This is a genomic window from Thioalkalivibrio sp. K90mix (genome assembly GCF_000025545.1).
Taxonomy (GTDB): Bacteria; Pseudomonadota; Gammaproteobacteria; order Ectothiorhodospirales; family Ectothiorhodospiraceae; genus Thioalkalivibrio.
On record NC_013889.1, the window covers coordinates 172,887 to 190,395 of the forward strand.

Here is a 17,509-nt window from a genome sequence, read left to right on the forward strand (position 1 = left end):
CTGAAAGTTCCGGGAGTTTTTGTGGCTCCGCGCGGGCTCAGGGCGCATCGCGCAGGGCGTGGCCGCTGCCCAGGCGCGCGCCCAGCCAGCCCAGTATCAGGCCCACCAGTATCAGGCCCAGCAGATCCCCGGCATGCGGCAGGCGCAGGGTGAACTCCAGATCAAACGCGGCGGCCGCCTCGGTCAGCGGTTCGCGGCTCAACGCAACCCCCACCAGCAGCAGGATAACGCTGAAAATACCCCCACCGAACCCGGTCAGCACACCCCCGTACAGCGACGGGCGGCGCAGAAAGCGGTGGGTGGCGCCACTGATGCGCGAGATCGCGATCTCTTCCTGCCGCTCGCGCAGTTCCGAGGCGGTGGCGAGCGCCAGGATCAGCACGGCGCCGAGGCCCAGCAGCGCGGCAACCACGGACAGGATGCGCAGGCCCAGCTCGTGCAGGCTGTTGAGCTGGCGCACCCACTCGTCGTCGGCGACCACCCCGGCCTCGGGCGCCAGCGCTCGCAGGTCGTCACGCAACGCCGCCACCGTAGCCGGCTGAGTGCTGGCGGGAACGACATCGATTACGTCCGGCAGCGGGTTGTCCTCCAGCCAGTCCAGCAGCTCCGGGTCCGGCAGGCTGTCGCGGTAGGCGCTCAGTGCGGTGTCGGCGTCGATGCGCTCCCAGCGTGCAACGCGCTCGTCGTCATCCAGCGCATCCTGCAGCCGGTCGGCGGTCTCCTCGTCGACCTGGTCGAGATAGAGTGCGATACGCGGATCGTGGTCGACGTGTGCCGACAGGGCGCGCGCGTTGTCGAGCAGTACCCAGAGGTAGGCGGGGAGCGCGAGGATGAAGCCCAGTACCGCGATGGTAATCAGGCTCAGTATCGGGGCCTGCAGTCGCCGGCCAAGGCTGCGCCGGGCGGCATCGCGGTGGCTGTCCAGCCAGGCGGGCAGGGCATCGAGCAGGCGGCGCCCGGGTCTCATGCGCGCGCCCCGCCGCGGGCCTCGATGCGGCCGTCTTCCAGGTGCAGCACCGGTTTGCCCATGCGGCCGATCAGCTCCTGGTCATGACTGGCGATCAGGGCGGTCATGCCGACGCGGTTGAAGTCGTCGAACAGCGCGAGGATCTCCTCCGACAGGGCCGGGTCCAGGTTGCCGGTTGGTTCGTCCGCGAGCAGCAGCACAGGGCGATGCACGATGGCGCGGGCGATGCCGACGCGCTGCTGCTCCCCGGCGGACAGGGTGCGCGGGTTGACCGTCTCCTTGTGCAGCAGGCCGACCTTGTCCAGCGCCGCGCGCACGCGCTTGCGCATCTCCGGGCGGCGGTAGGCGAGGATCTCCAGGGGCAGGGCGACGTTGTCGAACACGGGGCGGTCGAACAGCAGGCGGTGATCCTGAAAGACCAGGCCGATGCTGCGGCGAAAGCGCGGGATGGCCCGCGCCGACAGTCGGTCCAGTTCGTGTCCATTCACGCGGATACGGCCGCGGGTCGGGCGTTCCAGACCGGCGATCAGACGCAGCAGCGTACTCTTGCCGGCACCGGACGGGCCGGTGACGAAGGCCATGGCGCCCGCATCCACCCTCAGGCTGACATTGGACAGCGCATCGGCCGCGCTGCCAAAGCGCTTGGTTACGCGCTGCAACTGAATCATGCCGGCTAGTTTTCCTCGCGGCCCAGCAACGCGCGTACGAACGCGCGGGCATCAAAACGCTGCAGGTCTTCGGCCTTCTCGCCCACGCCGATAAAGCGCACGGGTACCCCCAGTTGCTCGGCCAGCGCGAACAGGACGCCGCCCTTGGCGGTCCCGTCCAGCTTGGTGACCACGATCCCGGTCAGCCCCAGGGCCTCGTGGAACTGCCGTGCCTGGCTTAGCGCGTTCTGGCCGGTGCCGCCGTCGACCACCAGCAGTACTTCGTCCGGCGCGTGTTCGTCCAGCCGGCCCATCACGCGTTTCACCTTGCGAACTTCGTCCATCAGGTTGGTCTGGGTGTGCAGGCGTCCGGCGGTATCGGCGATCAGGATATCGGTCTTGCGCGCCTGAGCGGCCTGGAGGCCGTCGTAGACCACGGAGGCCGAGTCGGCCCCGGTCCCCTGGGCGATCACCGGGACGCCATTGCGTTCCCCCCACGTCTGCAGCTGTTCCACCGCGGCCGCGCGGAAGGTGTCGCCTGCGGCCAGCAGCACCGAGCGGCCCTCGTCCTTGAAGCGATGCGCCAGTTTGCCGATCGTGGTGGTCTTGCCAGCACCGTTGATGCCGACCACCAGGATTGAAAACGGCCGCTCGGCCTGCGGGATATCCAGGGGGCGAGAGACCGGTTCCAGGATCTCCACCATTGCGGTCTCGAGCGCGTCCATCAGCGCGTCGGCGTTGTCCAGCTCGCGCCGTTTTACCTCGCGGGTGATACGATCCATGATCCGCTGGGTCGCATCCAGGCCGACATCGGCCAGGAGCAGGCGCTCTTCCAGTTCCTCGAACAGCTCGTCGTCGATCTTGCGCCGGAACAGGCTCTTGAGGTCGCCGCCGAGGGCCTGGCCGGTCTTGGCCAGGCCCTGGCGCAGGCGCTGGAACCAGCCGCCACGGGCCGGTTGCGCGTCGGGTTCCGGCTCGGGCGCCGCCGCGGTTTCCGGCGGGGCCTCCGGCGTGGTTTCCGGGCTGGGCGTGGCGGAGTCTTCGGATTTCTTCTTGCGGAAACCGAACATGTTTCAGGTGGTCCAGTAGAAAGTGTTCATGCTAGCACGGGGATCGTATTGCAATGCGTAGAGCAGTGCTCGGAAGTCTCGTTGGATGGATGGCCGTCTGGCTGATCAGTGCCAGTGTCGTGGCCGGTGAACTGGAGATCGAATCGGATGTGGTGGAAGCCACGCTCGACAACGGTCTGACCGTGCTGGTCCTGGAGGACAGGCGCGCACCGGTGGTGGCCAACATGGTCTGGTATCGCGTCGGCTCGGCCGATGAACACAGCGGCATCACCGGTATATCGCACATGCTGGAACACATGATGTTCCGCGGCTCGGAGAAATACGAGCCGGGCGAGTTCTCGCGGATCGTCGCGCGCATGGGCGGGCGCGAGAACGCCTTTACCGGTCGCGACTATACCGGCTATCACCAGGTGATCGGCTCCGACCACTGGGAGACCGTGATGGCCATGGAGGCCGAGCGCATGCAACACCTGAAGCTGCAGGAGGACGAGTTCCGTCCGGAGCTGCGGGTGGTGCAGGAGGAGCGGCGCCTGCGTGTGGAGGATCAGCCCAACTCCCTGCTGCGCGAGCAACTGATGGCGACGGCTTTTTTCAACCACCCGTACGGCCAGCCCGTGATCGGCTGGATGACCGATATCGAGTCCTACACCCTGGAGGACCTCCAGGACTGGTACGACCGCTACTACCACCCCAGCAACGCGGTGGTCGTGGTCGTCGGCGATGTCGATGCCGACGAGGTGATCGCGGCCGCCGAGAAGCACTTCGGTGCCATCCCCAGCGGCAACGTGCCGGAGGCCAAGCCGCGTCGGGAGACCCCGCAGGCCGGGGAGCGCCGGATTACGGTGCAGGCCCCGGCCCAGGTCCCGTTTCTGATGATGGGCTGGAAGACCCCGGTGCTGAACACGCTGGACTCGCACGAGGACGCCTACGCCCTGCTGGTGGCCGCCGGGATCCTGGACTCGGGCGAGGCCTCGCGCTTCGCGCGCGAGCTGGTCCGGGGGCAGGAACTGGCGAGCGCCACCTCGGCGCGCTACAGCCCGTTCGCTCGGCTGGACGATCTGTTCATGGTCGCCGCCGTGCCGACCTTGGACACGGATATCGAGTCCCTGGAGCAGGCGCTTCTGGACGAGATCGATCGCCTGGCCGAGGAACCCGTGGATGGCCGCGAACTGGAACGTGTGCAGGCGCGGGTAATCGCCTCGGAGGTCTTTGAACGCGATTCCGTGCGTGCCCAGGCCTTCCAGTTGGGCATGCTCGAAACCGTTGGAGTCGGCTGGCGGGAAAATGATCGTTTCCTGGAGCGGGTGCGTGAGGTGACCGCCGAGGACGTCCAGCGCGTGGTACGCGAGTACCTGGTGCCCGAACGTCGCACGGTCGGGGTTCTCGACCCGCAGCCGGTGGATGACGAGGAGGCCCCGGCGCCCGGGCCGTACGGTGCCCCGGATCTCGATGGTGGCTATCCGGAGGAGGGTCACTAATGCTGCACGCAATCAAGAAGCTCTCGCGCCATTCCCTGTTCGCGGGACTGGTCCTGGCCCTGCTGGCGATCCCGGTGCAGGCGGTGGAGATCGAACGCTGGGAGACCGACGAGGGGCTGCGCGTCCTGTATGTCGAGGCGCCGGACCTGCCGATGGTGGACCTGCGCCTGACCTTCGATGGCGGGGCGGCGCGCGACGGCGACCTGCCCGGGCTGGCGATGATGACCTCCCGCAGCCTGCGTCATGGCACCGAGGAGATGGATGCCTCCGAGCTCGCCGAGCGCTTCGAGTCGGTCGGCGCCCGATTCGGCACCAGCTCCCTGCGCGACATGGCGATCGTCAGCCTGCGCACCCTGACCGAACCGGACTGGATGGAGACGGCGGTCGGCACCCTCACCGACGTGCTGTCTGCGCCCGCCTTTCCCGAGGGCGATTTCGAGCGTAGCCGCCGCCAGGCCCTGCAGTCCCTGCAACGCGAGCGCCAGGAGCCTTCTTCGGTGGGGACCCGTCGCTTCTACGAGCTGATGTACGAAGACCACCCGTATGGCAGCTGGCCGGGCGGCGAGGTCGATACGCTGGAGGCGATGACGCGCGATGACGCCCGGGACTTCTTTGAACGCCACTACGCGGCGGGGAACGGCGCGCTGGCGATCACCGGCGGGGTAAGCCGTGAGCAAGCCGAGGAACTGGCCGCCCGGATTTCGGCGGCGCTGCCCCGTGGCGATGCGGTTGACCCGTTGCCGCCAGTGCCGATGCGCGAGGAGCCGGTGGAGGAGCGCATTGCGTTCCCGTCGGAGCAGGCGCACATCTTCATGGGGGCTCCGGCCCTGCGCCGGGGCGACGAGGCGCACTTCGCTCTGACGCTGGCCAATCATGCCCTGGGCGGGGGTGGCTTTACCTCGCGCCTGTTCCAGGAGGTGCGCAGCGCCCGCGGGCTTGCCTATTCCGTGCACAGCCGCTTCCAGCCGATGGCGGTCGAAGGCCCGTTTGTGATCAATATGCAGACGGGGGTGGACCAGACGGACGATGCGGTCGCGGTCCTGCGCGAGCAGGTCCTGCGCTGGCACGCCGAGGGTGTGGATCCTGAAGAGATGGAGGCCTCGCGCGAGAACGTGATCAACTCGTTCCCCTTGTCGCTCGCTTCCAACAGCGACATCGTCAGCCTGCTTGGCATGATCGGTTTCTACGGACTCTCCGATGACTATCTGGAGCGCTATGTCGAGCGCATGCAGGCGGTGGAGCTGGAGACCATGAACACCCAACTGGCCGACCGTCTCAACCCCGAGGCCCTGGTCACGGTCATTGTCGGTGGCCAGGAAGACTAGGCGCGGTCCGCCAGGGCGCAGCGCGCGTATCCGCATCATTGGCGGGGCCTGGCGCCGCCAGTGGCTGCCGGTGCCGTCCGTCGGGGGGCTGCGCCCGACTGCGGATGCCCAGCGCGAGACCCTGTTCAACTGGCTGCAGCCGCAGCTGCCGGGTGCGCGAGTACTGGACCTGTACGCCGGCACCGGCGCCCTGGGCTTCGAGGCCGCCTCGCGGGGTGCGCGCGAGGTCTGGCTGGTCGAGCGCGACGCACGGGCGGCGGCCCAGCTCGAGGCCAACCGTGAACGCCTGGGGGCCACCCAGGTGCACATCCGGCGTGACGATGTGGCCCGTTTGCTGGGCCAGCTTCCGGAGGGCGACCCCTTCGATGTCGTGTTTCTCGACCCTCCCTTTGGTCAGGGCCGGGTCGCCCCGGCGCTCGCCGCACTGGCCGTCCAGGGCTGGCTGAGCCCCGGCGCACGCGTCTACGCGGAGCTGGAGTCGGAGGCCGATCCGAGTTTTGTGCAGGAGGACGGCTGGGCGATCGAGCGCGAACGCGTGTGCGGGCAGGCGCGGGGTCTACTGCTTGCGCGCAGTCCCGCCGAGGACGACTCGTGAAGCGTTTTGCAGTTTGCCAGGTCATTGGCTACGGTAGGAGCGTCGTCCGTCGGCACCGTTTTGTCGACTGAGCGCGTCCCCGACCGTCAGGCGCACGGGAAGGCTCGGGATGCAATGTCCCGAGGTGTGCCGAATACGCCGGTGCGGCGTTCAAGCGCAACACAAGAATAGGGGAGCCAAGCATGGAAGAACCGTCTTCAAGCCCGGGGCTGAACCAGACCCGGATCGCCGGCTTCGGCATCATCTGCAGCCCGGTGTTCTGGATTTCCAGTGCCGTGATCGCCGCATTCGTTCTGTTCGGGGCGGTTTTCCCGGACACGGCGGAGGAGATCTTCGAGAAGCTGCAGACCGGCATCTCCGAATACCTCGGCTGGTACTACATGCTGGTGGTGACGGTCTTCCTGATCTTCTCTCTGTACCTGATGTTTTCGCGCTACGGGGGCATACGGCTCGGAGACCAGTTCGAGGCGCCGCGTTTCAGCTATGCCGCGTGGTTCGCGATGCTCTTCTCCGCAGGCATGGGGATCGGACTGCTGTTCTGGAGCATTGCCGAGCCGATGTACCACTACCTGGATCCGCCGCATGCCGATGGCGAGACCAGCGAGGCCGCGACCGAGGCGATGCGCTACACCTTCTTCCACTGGGGGCTGCATGCCTGGGCGATCTACATCGTCGTTGGCCTGTCGCTGGCCTACTATGCCTACCGGCACAACCTGCCGCTGCTGATCCGTTCCTCGCTGTATCCGTTCATCGGTGACCGCATCTATGGCCCCTGGGGGCACCTGATCGACATCCTGGCCCTGTTCGGGACCATGTTCGGGGTGGCCACCTCGCTGGGTCTCGGGGTCATGCAGATCAACTCGGGCCTGAACTACGTGTTCGGGATCGAGGAATCCACGGCCATGCAGATCATCCTGGTCGCGATCATCACCCTGATCGCGGTGGGCTCGGTGGCACTGGGGATCGACAAGGGCATCAAGCGGCTGTCGAACTTCAACATCGGGCTGGCGGTGATCCTGCTCGCCCTGTTGCTGATCATGGGGCCGACACTGTTCATCCTGCGCGTGCTGGTGGAGTCGACCGGCGTCTACGTGCAGCACTTGCCCGAGATGAGCCTGTGGGCCGATACCATCGACGAGACCGGCTGGGCCACCGTCTGGACCATCTTCTACTGGGGCTGGTGGATCTCCTGGGCGCCGTATGTCGGCATGTTCATCGCCCGCGTCTCGCGCGGGCGCACGATCCGGGAATTCGTGGCCGGCGTGCTGCTGGCCCCGACCGCTGCTGCCTTTGTCTGGCTGGCCGTGTTCGGCGGTACCGCGATGGGCTACGAGCTGGGTGGCGTGGCCAATATCTCCGGCGCGGTCGAAGAGAGCGTGTCCACCGCGTTGTTCGCGACCATCGAGGCGATGCCGCTGTGGGACTGGCTGGCGGTGCTGGCCATGGCCGCGGCCACGGTGCTCATCGTGACCTTCTTTGTCACCTCCTCGGACTCCGGATCGCTGGTGATTGATACCCTGGCCTCGGGTGATGTGCGCAACCCGACCGTGACCCAGCGAGTCTACTGGGCAATCCTCGAGGGGATTGTGGCGTCGATCCTGCTGCTGGCGGGCGGTCTTGCCGCCCTGCAGGCGGCGGCGATCAGCGTCGGCCTGCCGTTCTCGGTGGTGATGCTCGTGATGGTGTTCGGGTTGTGGAAGAGTCTGCATTCCACCGAGGCCGTGACGCCGACCAAATATCAGAAAGAGGCGCCACCGCCGCATACCCTGCTGGGGTATACGGAGGATCTGGACGACAAGATCAAGTAGGAGGTCACTATGGCTGCGTCCCGCGTGGCGCTGCTGGGCTGCGGGCTCATGGGGCAACCCATGGGCCTGCGTCTTTTGCGCGCCGGTTTTTCCGTCGAGGCCTACAACCGCACCCAGGAGCGGGCCAGCGACCTGGCCAGCGAGGGGGTAACGGTACACACCGTGCCGGCGGCGGCCGTCGCCGGGGCCGATACCCTGGTGCTGATGCTCTCCGATGCCGCCGCAATCCAGGCAGTGCTGAGGACGTTGCCGGAAGGCGCGTTGAGCGGGCGCTGTGTGATCCAGATGGCGACGATCCTGCCGGCCGAGAGCCGCCAGCTGGCCGAGCACCTGCGCCGCTCCGGGGCCTGTTATGTCGAGGCGCCAGTGCTGGGGTCGATTCCGGAAGCGCGTGAGGGGCGGTTGCTGGTCATGGCCGGCGCTGATACGGAGGCGGATTTCGAGCGTGCGAGTCCGGTCCTCGCGGCGCTGGGCGAGAACCCGCGGCATGTCGGTCCGGTGGGGCAGGGTGCGGCCCTGAAGCTCGCGTTCAACCAGCTGATCGCCAGTCTGACCGCCGCCTTCTCCTTGAGCCTGGGGCTGGTCCGCCGCGAGGGGGCGGAGGTCGATACCTTCATGGAGATCCTGCGCGAGTCGGCGCTGTATGCGCCGACTTTCGACAAGAAGCTGGACAAAATGCTCTCCGGTGACTTCGGGACGGCGAACTTCCCGGTCAAGCACCTGCTGAAGGACGTGCGCCTCGCCGAGCGCGCTGCCGAGGACGCGCAACTGATCGGCCCGTGGCTCCCGCTGCTGGCGCAGCTACTGGAGCAGGCCCAGGATCGCGGGCTGGCGGACGCCGACTACTCCGCGATCTACAGCGCAATCGCTCCCGAACCGTCGGCACACTGAACGGTCAAGCGGCCCCGTTGGTCTTGGAAGGGGCAACCGGTTCCGGGGTGACGTCCCAGATCTGGCTGGCGTAGTCGCGCACCGTGCGGTCGATGGAGAAAAAGCCCATGCGGGCGACATTGTGGATCGCCGCCTCGGCCCAGGCGGACGGGTCCGCGTACAGGGCATCCGCCCGTTCACAAGCCTCCGCGTAGGCCGAATAGTCGGCCAGCACGAAGAACGGATCGTCCTCGCGCAGGTAACGCCCCAGTTCGCGGTGGGTATCCGGGTCGTTGCAGGTAAAGAACCCCGATTCGATCATGTCCACCGCGGCTGCCAGGTCGGGTGTGCGCTCCAGGATGGCGGATGGCCGTTCGCCACGGGCGCGGTGCTCGACCACTTCCTCGGCGGTCATCCCGAAGATGAAGACGTTCTCGTCGCCAACCGCATCGCGGATCTCGATGTTGGCGCCATCCAGCGTGCCGATGGTCAGGGCCCCGTTCAGGGCCAGTTTCATGTTGCCGGTGCCGGAGGCCTCGAAGCCGGCGGTGGAGATCTGCTCGGAGATGTCAGCGGCCGGGATGATGATGCTGGCGGAGCTGACTTCGTAGTTCGGGAAGAACACACACTTCAGGCGATCGCCAACGGCCGGGTCGTGGTTCACGATGTCGGCTACCTCGTTGATCACCTGGATGATCGCCTTGGCGCGGGCGTAGCCCGGTGCGGCCTTGCCGCCGAACAGCACCACGCGCGGCGGGATGTCCTCGCCGGCGCGGATGCGGCGGTACAGGTCCACCACGTGCAGGAGCTTCAGCAGCTGGCGCTTGTACTCGTGGATGCGCTTCACCTGAACGTCAAAAAGCACGTCCGGATTCAGCTCCACGCCGGTGCGTTCGCGCACCAGGTCCGCGAGCCGGGCCTTGTTGGCACGCTTCACCGCCATGAATTCACGCTGCAATTCCGGATCGGTGGCGTAGGGTTCCAGTGCGCGCAGGCGCTCCAGGTCGTATTGCCAGTCGTTGCCGATACGCCGGCCCAGGAGTTCGGTCAGGGCCGGGTTGGACTGGATCATCCACAGTCGTGGCGTCACGCCGTTGGTCACGTTGACGAAGCGTTCCGGCCAGAGCTCAAAGAACTCCTCGAACAGGGTCTCCTGCAGCAGGCGCGTATGCAGTGCGGCGACGCCATTGATGTGGTGCGAGCCGACCACCGCCAGGTGCGCCATGCGGACCCGGCGCTCGCCTTCTTCGTCGATGATCGACAGGCGCGCCAGGCGGTCATTGTCCCCCGGGTAGCGGTGCCGCACCTCCTCCAGGAACTCGTGGTTGATCTGGTAGATGATGCCCATGTGGCGCGGCAGCACGTGCTGCATCAGCGGGACCGACCAGGTCTCCAGCGCCTCGGGCATCAGGGTGTGGTTGGTGTAGGCGAAGGTCCGCCGGGTCAGATCCCAGGCGCGATCCCAGGGCACTTCGTGGTGGTCGACCAGCAGCCGCATCAGTTCGGCCACGGCGATCGCGGGGTGGGTGTCGTTCAGCTGGATCGCGGCCTTGTCCGGAAGGGCATCCAGCGGGTAGCCCAGCCCCAGGTGGCGTTCGAGGGCGTCCTGTAGCGAGGCAGAAACAAAGAAGTATTCCTGCTTCAGGCGCAGTTCCTTGCCGATCGCGGTAGCGTCGTTCGGGTACAGCACCATGGAGATGGTCTCGGACTCGTTCTTGTCCGCGACCGCCCGGATGTAATCCCCTTCATTGAAGTAGCGCAGGTCGAAGTCGCGGGTTGCCTTGGCGGCCCACAGGCGCAAGTTGTTTACGTTGCGCCGTCCGTAGCCCGCGGTCGGATAGTCGTAGGCCATGGCCAGGACTTCCTCGCCGTCTTCCCAGGTATAACGGGTCTCGCCGTTTGGATGATGGTGCTCGACCACGTAGCCGTAGAAGTGGATCGAATACTTGCGATCCGAACGCGGGAACTCCCAGGGGTTGCCGTAACGCAGCCAGTTGTCCGGGTGCTCCACCTGGCGGTAGGGTTCGAACTCCTGGCGGAACATGCCGTATTCGTAGCGGATGCCATAGCCATAGCCGGGATAGCCCTGGGTGGCCAGTGACTCCAGGATGCAGGCCGCGAGTCGCCCGAGGCCGCCGTTGCCCAGGGCCGCGTCGTCTTCGAGATCCACGATCTGGTCGAGATCCACGCCGAGATCGCTCATCGCCTGGCGCGCCTCGTCGAGGATGCCCATATTGCGCAGATTCGCCTCGAGCATGCGCCCGATCAGGTACTCCATCGACAGGTAGTAGACGCGCTTGACGTCCTCTTCGGCGAACTGGCGGCGGGTCAGCAGGCGGCGCTCGACCATGCGCTCGCGGATGGCGAAGGCCAGGGCCTCCAGCCAGTCGCGGTGGGTGGCTTTGCGCGGGTCTTCGCCCACCACGCGGACGACGGCATCGCGAATCGATTGCCGCAGGCCCTCCACGTCGTTGGGGAGGTGGGGCAGGTGTGTCACTTCGGGGGCGGCCATTCGGCGGTCTCCAGAACTAGGGAAACACTGATCCATGTACACGCTCGCGCTCGAGTCGCTTTTGCGCGCGAACAAGGCGCGGTGACCGCCGTGCAGTCATTCTGCACAAGGGAGCCGCAACGCCGTGCGCGCGCCAGTTTTTGATTACAACGGGCGGCCGAGCCCCTTCGGGGTTGGCACCCCGGGTTCCCCGATCCTGCGTTGCGCCGCTTGCGGGTAGAACCACTACCCGCTGCACGACGCGCCTGGCCTCGGAAAACCTGGGGTACCAACGCGAGCGTGTACATTAATCAGTGTTTCCCTGGGGTGTGGACCGCCGCCCGGGATCATCCCTCGCGAGCGACGGCGCGATAGCCAATATCTGTCCGGCAGTATATATCCTCGAAGTGGATCCGGTGCACGGCCTCGTAGGCCTTTTTCTGGGCGGATTTCACGTCCCTTCCAAGGCCCACGACGCAGAGCACGCGGCCCCCGGCGGTCACGACTGCGCCGTCTTCGCGCGTTGCGGTCCCGGCATGAAATACGTAAGCCTCGGGGTTGTTCTCCACCGACTCGAGTCCGGTGATCACATCGCCTTTGCGGTAGGCGCCCGGGTAGCCTCCGGCGGCCAGCACCACGCCGAGGGCGACGCGGGCATCCCAGCGGGCCTCGATCTGGTCCAGTCGTTCGTCCAGCGCGGCCTCGACCAGGTCGGCCAGGTCCGATTCCAGGCGGCTTAGGATCGGCTGGGTCTCCGGGTCACCGAAGCGGCAGTTGAATTCCAGCACCTTCGGGTTGCCCTCGGCGTCGATCATCACGCCGGCATAGAGGAAACCGGTATAGCGTTCGCCGTCGGCGGCCATGCCGCGCACGGTTGGTTCGATGACCTCGCGCAGGATGCGCGCGTGCAGCGCGTCGGTGACCACCGGGGCCGGCGAATAGGCACCCATGCCGCCGGTGTTCGGGCCCTGGTCGCCGTCGTCGCGTGCCTTGTGGTCCTGCGAAGAGGCCAGCGGCAGCACATGCTCGCCGTCCACCATGCAGATGAAGCTCGCCTCCTCGCCACGCAGGAACTCCTCGATCACCACGCGATGCCCGGCCTCGCCAAAGGCATTGCCGGCCAGCATGTCGCGCACCGCGGCGCAGGCTTCGTCTTCGGTCTGAGCCAGGATTACGCCCTTGCCGGCGGCCAGGCCGTCGGCCTTGACCACGATCGGGGCCCCGTGGGCACGGATGAAGTCCAGCGCGGCGGATTCATCCTCGAAGCTGCCGTAGGCGGCGGTGGGGATGCCGTGGCGCTGCATGAAGTCCTTGGCGAAGCTCTTGGAGCCCTCGAGCTGCGCGGCCTTTGCCGAGGGACCGAAGCAGCGCCGCCCGGCGGCGCGGAAGGCATCCACCACGCCGGCAACCAGCGGCGCCTCCGGGCCGACTACCGTGAATGCAATGTCCTCGCGCTCGGCCAGGGCCAGCAGGCCGTCGATGTCGGTGACGCCGATCTCGACGTTTTCGCACTTCGCGGTACGCGCGGTGCCGGCATTGCCGGGGGCGACCAGCACGCGCTGGACACGCGGGGACTGGGCGAGCTTCCAGGCCAGGGCGTGTTCGCGTCCGCCGTTGCCGATAACGAGTACGTTCATGATGGGTCCCGGATCAATGGCGGAAGTGGCGCATGCCGGTGAACAGCATGGCGATTCCGTGTTCGTCGGCGGCGGTGATCACCTCGTCGTCGCGCATCGAGCCGCCGGGCTGGATCACGGCGGTGATGCCGGCCTCGGCGGCCGCATCGATGCCGTCCCGGAACGGGAAGAAGGCATCCGAGGCCATGACCGAGCCGGCCACCTGCAGGCCCTCGTCGGCCGCCTTGATGCCGGCGATGCGCGCGGAGTACACGCGGCTCATCTGGCCCGCACCCACCCCGATGGTCTGTTCGTCACGCGCATAGACGATCGCGTTTGATTTCACGTACTTCGCCACCTGCCAGGCAAAGCGCAGGTCCTTGAGTTCCTGTTCCGAAGGCGCGCGTGCGGTGACCGTCTTCAGCTCGACATCGGCCAGCGAGCCGCGGTCGGCATCCTGCACCAGCAGGCCCCCGCCGATGCGCTTGTAGTCGAGGCCCGGCGCGCTTCCCGCGGGCGGGATCTCCAGTACGCGCACGTTCTTCTTGGCGGCCAGGGCACGCAGCGCGCCCGGGGTGATCTCCGGGGCGATCACGACCTCCACGAACTGGCGGCTGACGATCGCGTGCGCGGTGTCGCCGTCCAGCGGCCGGTTGAAGGCGATGATGCCGCCGAAGGCCGAGGTGGGGTCGGTCTGGAAGGCGCGTTCGTAGGCCATCAGCTGGGTCGGGGCCGCGGCCACGCCACAGGGATTGGCGTGTTTCACGATCACGCAGGCGTTCTGCTCGAACTGGCGCACGCATTCCCAGGCGGCGTCGGCATCCGCCAGGTTGTTGTAGGACAGGGCCTTGCCCTGGTGCTGGCGATAGCTGGCCAGACTCCCCGGTGCCGGTTGCGGGTCGCGATAGAACGCCGCGCGCTGGTGCGGGTTCTCGCCGTAGCGCAGGGACTCGACACGCTGGAAGGTCGCGTTCAGCTGGCCGGGGAACGGCTCGGCCTCGCCATCCTCGGTGAGCGCCGACAGGTAATTGCTGATGGCGGCGTCGTAGCGCGCGACGTGGTCGAACGCCGCGACCGCCAGGCGAAAGCGCAGGGACTGCGGCACCTCGCCGGCCTCGCCGATCGCGGCCAGCAGCTCGCTGTACTGGTCCGGGCTGGTGGCCACGGCCACGTCCCGGTAGTTCTTGGCCGCGGCGCGCAGCATGGCCGGTCCGCCGATGTCGATGTTCTCGATGGCCTCCTCCAGGCTGCAGCCCGGGCGCGCGACCGTGGCCTCGAACGGGTAGAGGTTCACCACCAGCAGGTCGATCGGCGGGATGTCCTGCTCGGCCATCACGTCGGCGTCGATGTCGCGCCGCCCCAGGAGCCCTCCGTGGATGCGCGGATGCAGGGTCTTGACCCGTCCATCCATGATCTCGGGGAAGCCCGTGTGCGCGGAAACCTCGATAACCGGGAGGTTGTTTTCGGCCAGCAGGCGGGCGGTCCCGCCGGTAGACAGGAGTTCCACGCCGTGTTCGTGCAGGGCGCGGGCAAGCTCCACGACACCGGTCTTCTCGGAGACCGACAAAAGGGCGCGCTGAAGGGGTCGGCTGGGGGTCATGCGGGGCCTCGAAATCGCGTCAAAACGATCATTATATCGAACGTTCGGGGCCGGTGGCCCGGCCCGGGCCCGGGGCGGCGCGCCCGGCCTCAGCTTGTAATTTTTGCGCAAAACCTTCAGGGTATAAAAACGATTTCGGACACAACGCCCGCGTTCAGACGCAGCGCGCGGCGCCGTAAACGATCCCCGAGCCAGGCGGGATGGGCCCGCCAGACCACGGCTCGGCATCCGGGTAACGAATGACCCTCCGGATGTACAGGATGAACCGGCCATGCCGGTGCCGGGCGCTATTACAACGCGCCCGTTGCATTGCTTCCCGAACACCAGGCCTGGCCTGGGCGGATCGGGCGAATGGCGAGACCGCCGGGATATGCGGGGGTCGCGGTTCTCTGCGTTTGCGCGGTGTTGTGCCGACGGATCGGCCCCGGGCCGTCCGTTCACGCTTACGACAGCAGCAAAAAGCCAAGAGGAATCAGCATGTCCGCGAACATCAAGAACGATCAGGATTTCGGCGAGAAGCCGACCGAGCGTCGCGATACCGAGAACTATCGCAACGAGTACACCACCGGTTTCGTCGACAAGTGGGATGACCTGATCGATTGGGACAACCGCGCCAAGAGCGAAGGCACCTTCTTTATCGAGGAGCTGAAGAAGCGTGGTGCCAAGCGCGTGCTGGATGTGGCGGCCGGTACCGGCTTCCATTCCGTGCAGCTGCGCGAGGCGGGCTTCGACGTGGTCACGGCCGACGGCAGCCCGGAGATGCTGGCCAAGGCGTTCGAGAACGGTCGCAAGCGGGGTCACATCCTGCGCACCGTGCAGGCCGACTGGCGCATGCTGAACCGCGACATCTACGGCCGCTACGACGCGGTGGTCTGCCTGGGTAACTCCTTTACCCACCTGTTCAACGAACACGACCGCCGCAAGGCCCTGGCCGAGTTCTACTCCGCCCTGAACCACGATGGCGTGCTGATCCTCGATCAGCGCAACTACGACACCATCATGGATCACGGCTACTCGTCCAAGCACACGTACTACTACTGCGGCGACGACGTCCAGGTGCAGCCGGCGCATGTGGATGAGGGTCTGGCCCGCTTCCAGTACCGCTTCCCGGATGGCTCCGAGTACTTCCTGAACATGTTCCCGCTGCGCAAGGCCTATGTGCGTCGCCTGATGCGCGAGGTCGGCTTCCAGCAGATCGAGACCTACGGCGATTTCCAGGAGACCTACCGCGAGACGGATCCGGACTTCTTCATTCACGTCGCCGACAAGCGTTACATCGAGGACGAGAACCGATGAGCAACCAGTATTCCGACGTCGTCGAGACGGCGCGCGACTACTACAACAGCGAAGACGCCGATACCTTCTACAAGCTGGTGTGGGGTGGCGAAGACCTCCACATCGGCATGTACGAGTACCAGGGCGAGCCGATCGGTGACGCCAGCCGGCGCACCGTCGCGCACATGTCCGACCTGCTCGGCGAGCCGCAGCCGGAATGGCGCGTGCTCGACATGGGCGCCGGGTATGGTGGCGTGGCCCGCTACCTGGTCGAGAACTACGGCTGTGACGTGACCGCGCTCAATCTCTCCGAGAAGGAGAACGAGCGTGATCGCGAGATCAACAAGGCGCGTCATCTCGACCACAAAATCACCGTGGTCGACGGCTCCTTCGAGAAAGTCGACGAGCCGGATGCCTCCTACGATGTCGTCTGGTCCGAGGACTCGTTCCTGCACAGCCAGAACGACAAGAAAAAGGACGTGATCAAGGAGGCCGCGCGCGTGCTGAAGCCGGGTGGCTGGCTGATCTTCACTGATCCGATGCAGACCGACAACTGCCCGGATGGCGTGCTCGATCCGATCCTGGCCCGCATCCACCTCGACTCGCTGGCCAGCCCCTCGCTCTATCGCGAGGCGGCCAAGGAAGCGGGGCTCTACGAGGTCGGGTTCGAGGAACACTCCAGCCAGATCGCGACGCATTATGGTCGTGTGAAGCAGGAACTGGAGTCGCGTGAAGAGGAACTGCGTGGCTATATCTCCCAGGACTACATCGACCGCATGAAGCAGGGTCTGCAGCACTGGGTGGACGGCGGCCAGTCGGGTTATCTGACCTGGGGCATCTTCCGCTTCCGCAAGCCGGCCGAGTAAGTCGGCCGGGGAGTGCTGGCGGCCGCTACGGGCCGGCCGTTATGGGCGGCTCGTCAGTCGCTTCCAGACCCCGCTCACCCGGCCCTCGATGGGCCGGAAGCGGGTCTTGTAGGCCATCTTCGGGGCCTGGTCGATCCAGTATCCGAGGTAGACATGCGGCAGGCGCAGCCGCCGGGCATGCGCGATCTGCGTAAGCACGGCGAGGGTCCCCAGGCCGCGATCCGGGGTCTCCGGATCGAAAAAACTGTACATGGCTGACAGCCCCTGAGGGGTGCGGTCGGTGAGCGCAACGGCCACCAGGGTGTGGTCCCGGCGGAATTCGAGGATATCCACCGGACCGTTGCGGTGGCTGAGCATGCCCGCGTAATCGTCGCGCCCCATGCGTTCCATGCCGCCGCCGGTATGGCGATGGGCGAGATAGCGCGAGAACAGCGGCATGTGTTCGTCCAGGTCCGCGCAGGGCGTATGCCCGGGCTGGTCCGGGGGGCGCGTAATCGTGACCGCGAGATCATGATTGCGTTTCAGGCAGCGGCGCTGGCTGCGGCTGGGTGCGAAGTCCGTAACCGGGATGCGCACCGGGACGCAGGCCGAGCACGTCGGGCAGTGGTGGCGATAGACGAACTGGCCACTGCGGCGAAAGCCCTCGGCAAGCAGTTGCCCATAGCGCGCCCCGCCCAGGCTGACCGCGGGGTCGACCAGCAGGCTCTGCATCTCGCGGTCGTCCAGATAGGGACAGGCCTGCGGGGCCGTAACAAACCAACGGATCGGGTGCTCCTGCATGTGGCTATCGTGACACGACTCGCGACGGGCGCAAAAGAGGATGCCGGGCCCGTACATCAATATCCGGAACACCGCCCCGCAAGGCGGGTTCCCGCCGGGCTGCACCGCGCTGCCCGGCCAC

Annotated in this window: 14 protein-coding genes; 7 read left to right on the plus strand and 7 right to left on the minus strand. The window is 66.6% G+C overall.

Translation table 11 applies throughout. From position 1 onward, the window contains the following. Positions 1 to 37 precede the first annotated feature (37 nt). Genes TK90_RS00800 through ftsY form a run of 3 tightly spaced genes read right to left on the minus strand, consistent with a single transcriptional unit; the run spans position 38 to position 2,684 of the window. Positions 38 to 967 (minus strand): ABC transporter permease, encoded by a 930-nt coding sequence (locus TK90_RS00800; RefSeq protein ID WP_012981583.1) that lies wholly within the window; start codon positions 965 to 967, stop codon positions 38 to 40. Continuing rightward, complete coding sequence (gene ftsE / locus TK90_RS00805; RefSeq protein ID WP_012981584.1) at positions 964 to 1,635, minus strand: cell division ATP-binding protein FtsE; 672 nt, start codon at positions 1,633 to 1,635, stop codon at positions 964 to 966. Before ftsE ends, TK90_RS00800 begins: the two co-directional genes overlap by 4 nt. Before the next feature lie 5 nt (positions 1,636 to 1,640). Continuing rightward, a complete protein-coding gene (gene ftsY, locus TK90_RS00810; protein WP_012981585.1) occupies positions 1,641 to 2,684 on the minus strand; it encodes a signal recognition particle-docking protein FtsY in 1,044 nt (347 codons plus the stop codon). Between the two features lie 89 nt (positions 2,685 to 2,773). Here ftsY and TK90_RS00815 point away from each other — a divergent pair, with 89 nt between their 5' ends. From TK90_RS00815 to TK90_RS00835, 5 genes are all read left to right on the plus strand, one after another. Beyond that, a complete protein-coding gene (locus TK90_RS00815; RefSeq protein ID WP_012981586.1) occupies positions 2,774 to 4,162 on the plus strand; it encodes a pitrilysin family protein in 1,389 nt (462 codons plus the stop codon). Further along, entirely contained in the window at positions 4,162 to 5,487 is a 1,326-nt protein-coding gene (locus tag TK90_RS00820) for a pitrilysin family protein (RefSeq protein ID WP_012981587.1), read from the plus strand. The genes TK90_RS00815 and TK90_RS00820 overlap by 1 nt, the downstream gene beginning before the upstream one ends. A gap of 28 nt (positions 5,488 to 5,515) precedes the next feature. Continuing rightward, positions 5,516 to 6,082 (plus strand): 16S rRNA (guanine(966)-N(2))-methyltransferase RsmD, encoded by a 567-nt coding sequence (gene rsmD, locus TK90_RS00825; protein ID WP_168021581.1) that lies wholly within the window; start codon positions 5,516 to 5,518, stop codon positions 6,080 to 6,082. 182 nt (positions 6,083 to 6,264) lie between these two features. Continuing rightward, complete coding sequence (locus TK90_RS00830) at positions 6,265 to 7,890, plus strand: BCCT family transporter (RefSeq protein WP_012981589.1); 1,626 nt, start codon at positions 6,265 to 6,267, stop codon at positions 7,888 to 7,890. 9 nt (positions 7,891 to 7,899) lie between these two features. Next, positions 7,900 to 8,781 carry an NAD(P)-dependent oxidoreductase gene (locus TK90_RS00835; protein ID WP_012981590.1) on the plus strand — a complete coding sequence of 294 codons (882 nt, stop codon included), beginning with the start codon at positions 7,900 to 7,902 and terminating at the stop codon, positions 8,779 to 8,781. A gap of 4 nt (positions 8,782 to 8,785) precedes the next feature. Here TK90_RS00835 and TK90_RS00840 read toward each other — a convergent pair whose 3' ends face one another. From TK90_RS00840 to purH, 3 genes are all read right to left on the minus strand, one after another. Continuing rightward, positions 8,786 to 11,272 (minus strand): glycogen/starch/alpha-glucan phosphorylase, encoded by a 2,487-nt coding sequence (locus TK90_RS00840; RefSeq protein WP_012981591.1) that lies wholly within the window; start codon positions 11,270 to 11,272, stop codon positions 8,786 to 8,788. Positions 11,273 to 11,598: 326 nt separating this feature from the next. Then, the gene (gene purD / locus TK90_RS00845; protein WP_012981592.1) at positions 11,599 to 12,888 is read right to left on the minus strand and encodes a phosphoribosylamine--glycine ligase; all 1,290 of its coding nucleotides are present in this window, start codon (positions 12,886 to 12,888) and stop codon (positions 11,599 to 11,601) included. A gap of 13 nt (positions 12,889 to 12,901) precedes the next feature. Further along, positions 12,902 to 14,467, minus strand: a complete 1,566-nt coding sequence (gene purH, locus TK90_RS00850; protein ID WP_012981593.1) for a bifunctional phosphoribosylaminoimidazolecarboxamide formyltransferase/IMP cyclohydrolase — start codon at positions 14,465 to 14,467, stop codon at positions 12,902 to 12,904. 477 nt (positions 14,468 to 14,944) lie between these two features. Here purH and TK90_RS00855 point away from each other — a divergent pair, with 477 nt between their 5' ends. Both TK90_RS00855 and TK90_RS00860 read left to right on the plus strand, forming a co-directional pair. Further along, entirely contained in the window at positions 14,945 to 15,763 is an 819-nt protein-coding gene (locus TK90_RS00855; RefSeq protein ID WP_012981594.1) for a class I SAM-dependent methyltransferase, read from the plus strand. Next, on the plus strand, positions 15,760 to 16,608 hold the full coding sequence (locus TK90_RS00860; protein WP_012981595.1) for a methyltransferase domain-containing protein: 849 nt from the start codon (positions 15,760 to 15,762) through the stop codon (positions 16,606 to 16,608). The genes TK90_RS00855 and TK90_RS00860 overlap by 4 nt, the downstream gene beginning before the upstream one ends. A 39-nt stretch (positions 16,609 to 16,647) precedes the next feature. On the opposite strand, the gene TK90_RS00865 is transcribed toward TK90_RS00860, so the two are convergent. Then, positions 16,648 to 17,388 carry an arginyltransferase gene (locus TK90_RS00865; protein WP_012981596.1) on the minus strand — a complete coding sequence of 247 codons (741 nt, stop codon included), beginning with the start codon at positions 17,386 to 17,388 and terminating at the stop codon, positions 16,648 to 16,650. Between the last annotated feature and the right edge of the window lie 121 nt (positions 17,389 to 17,509).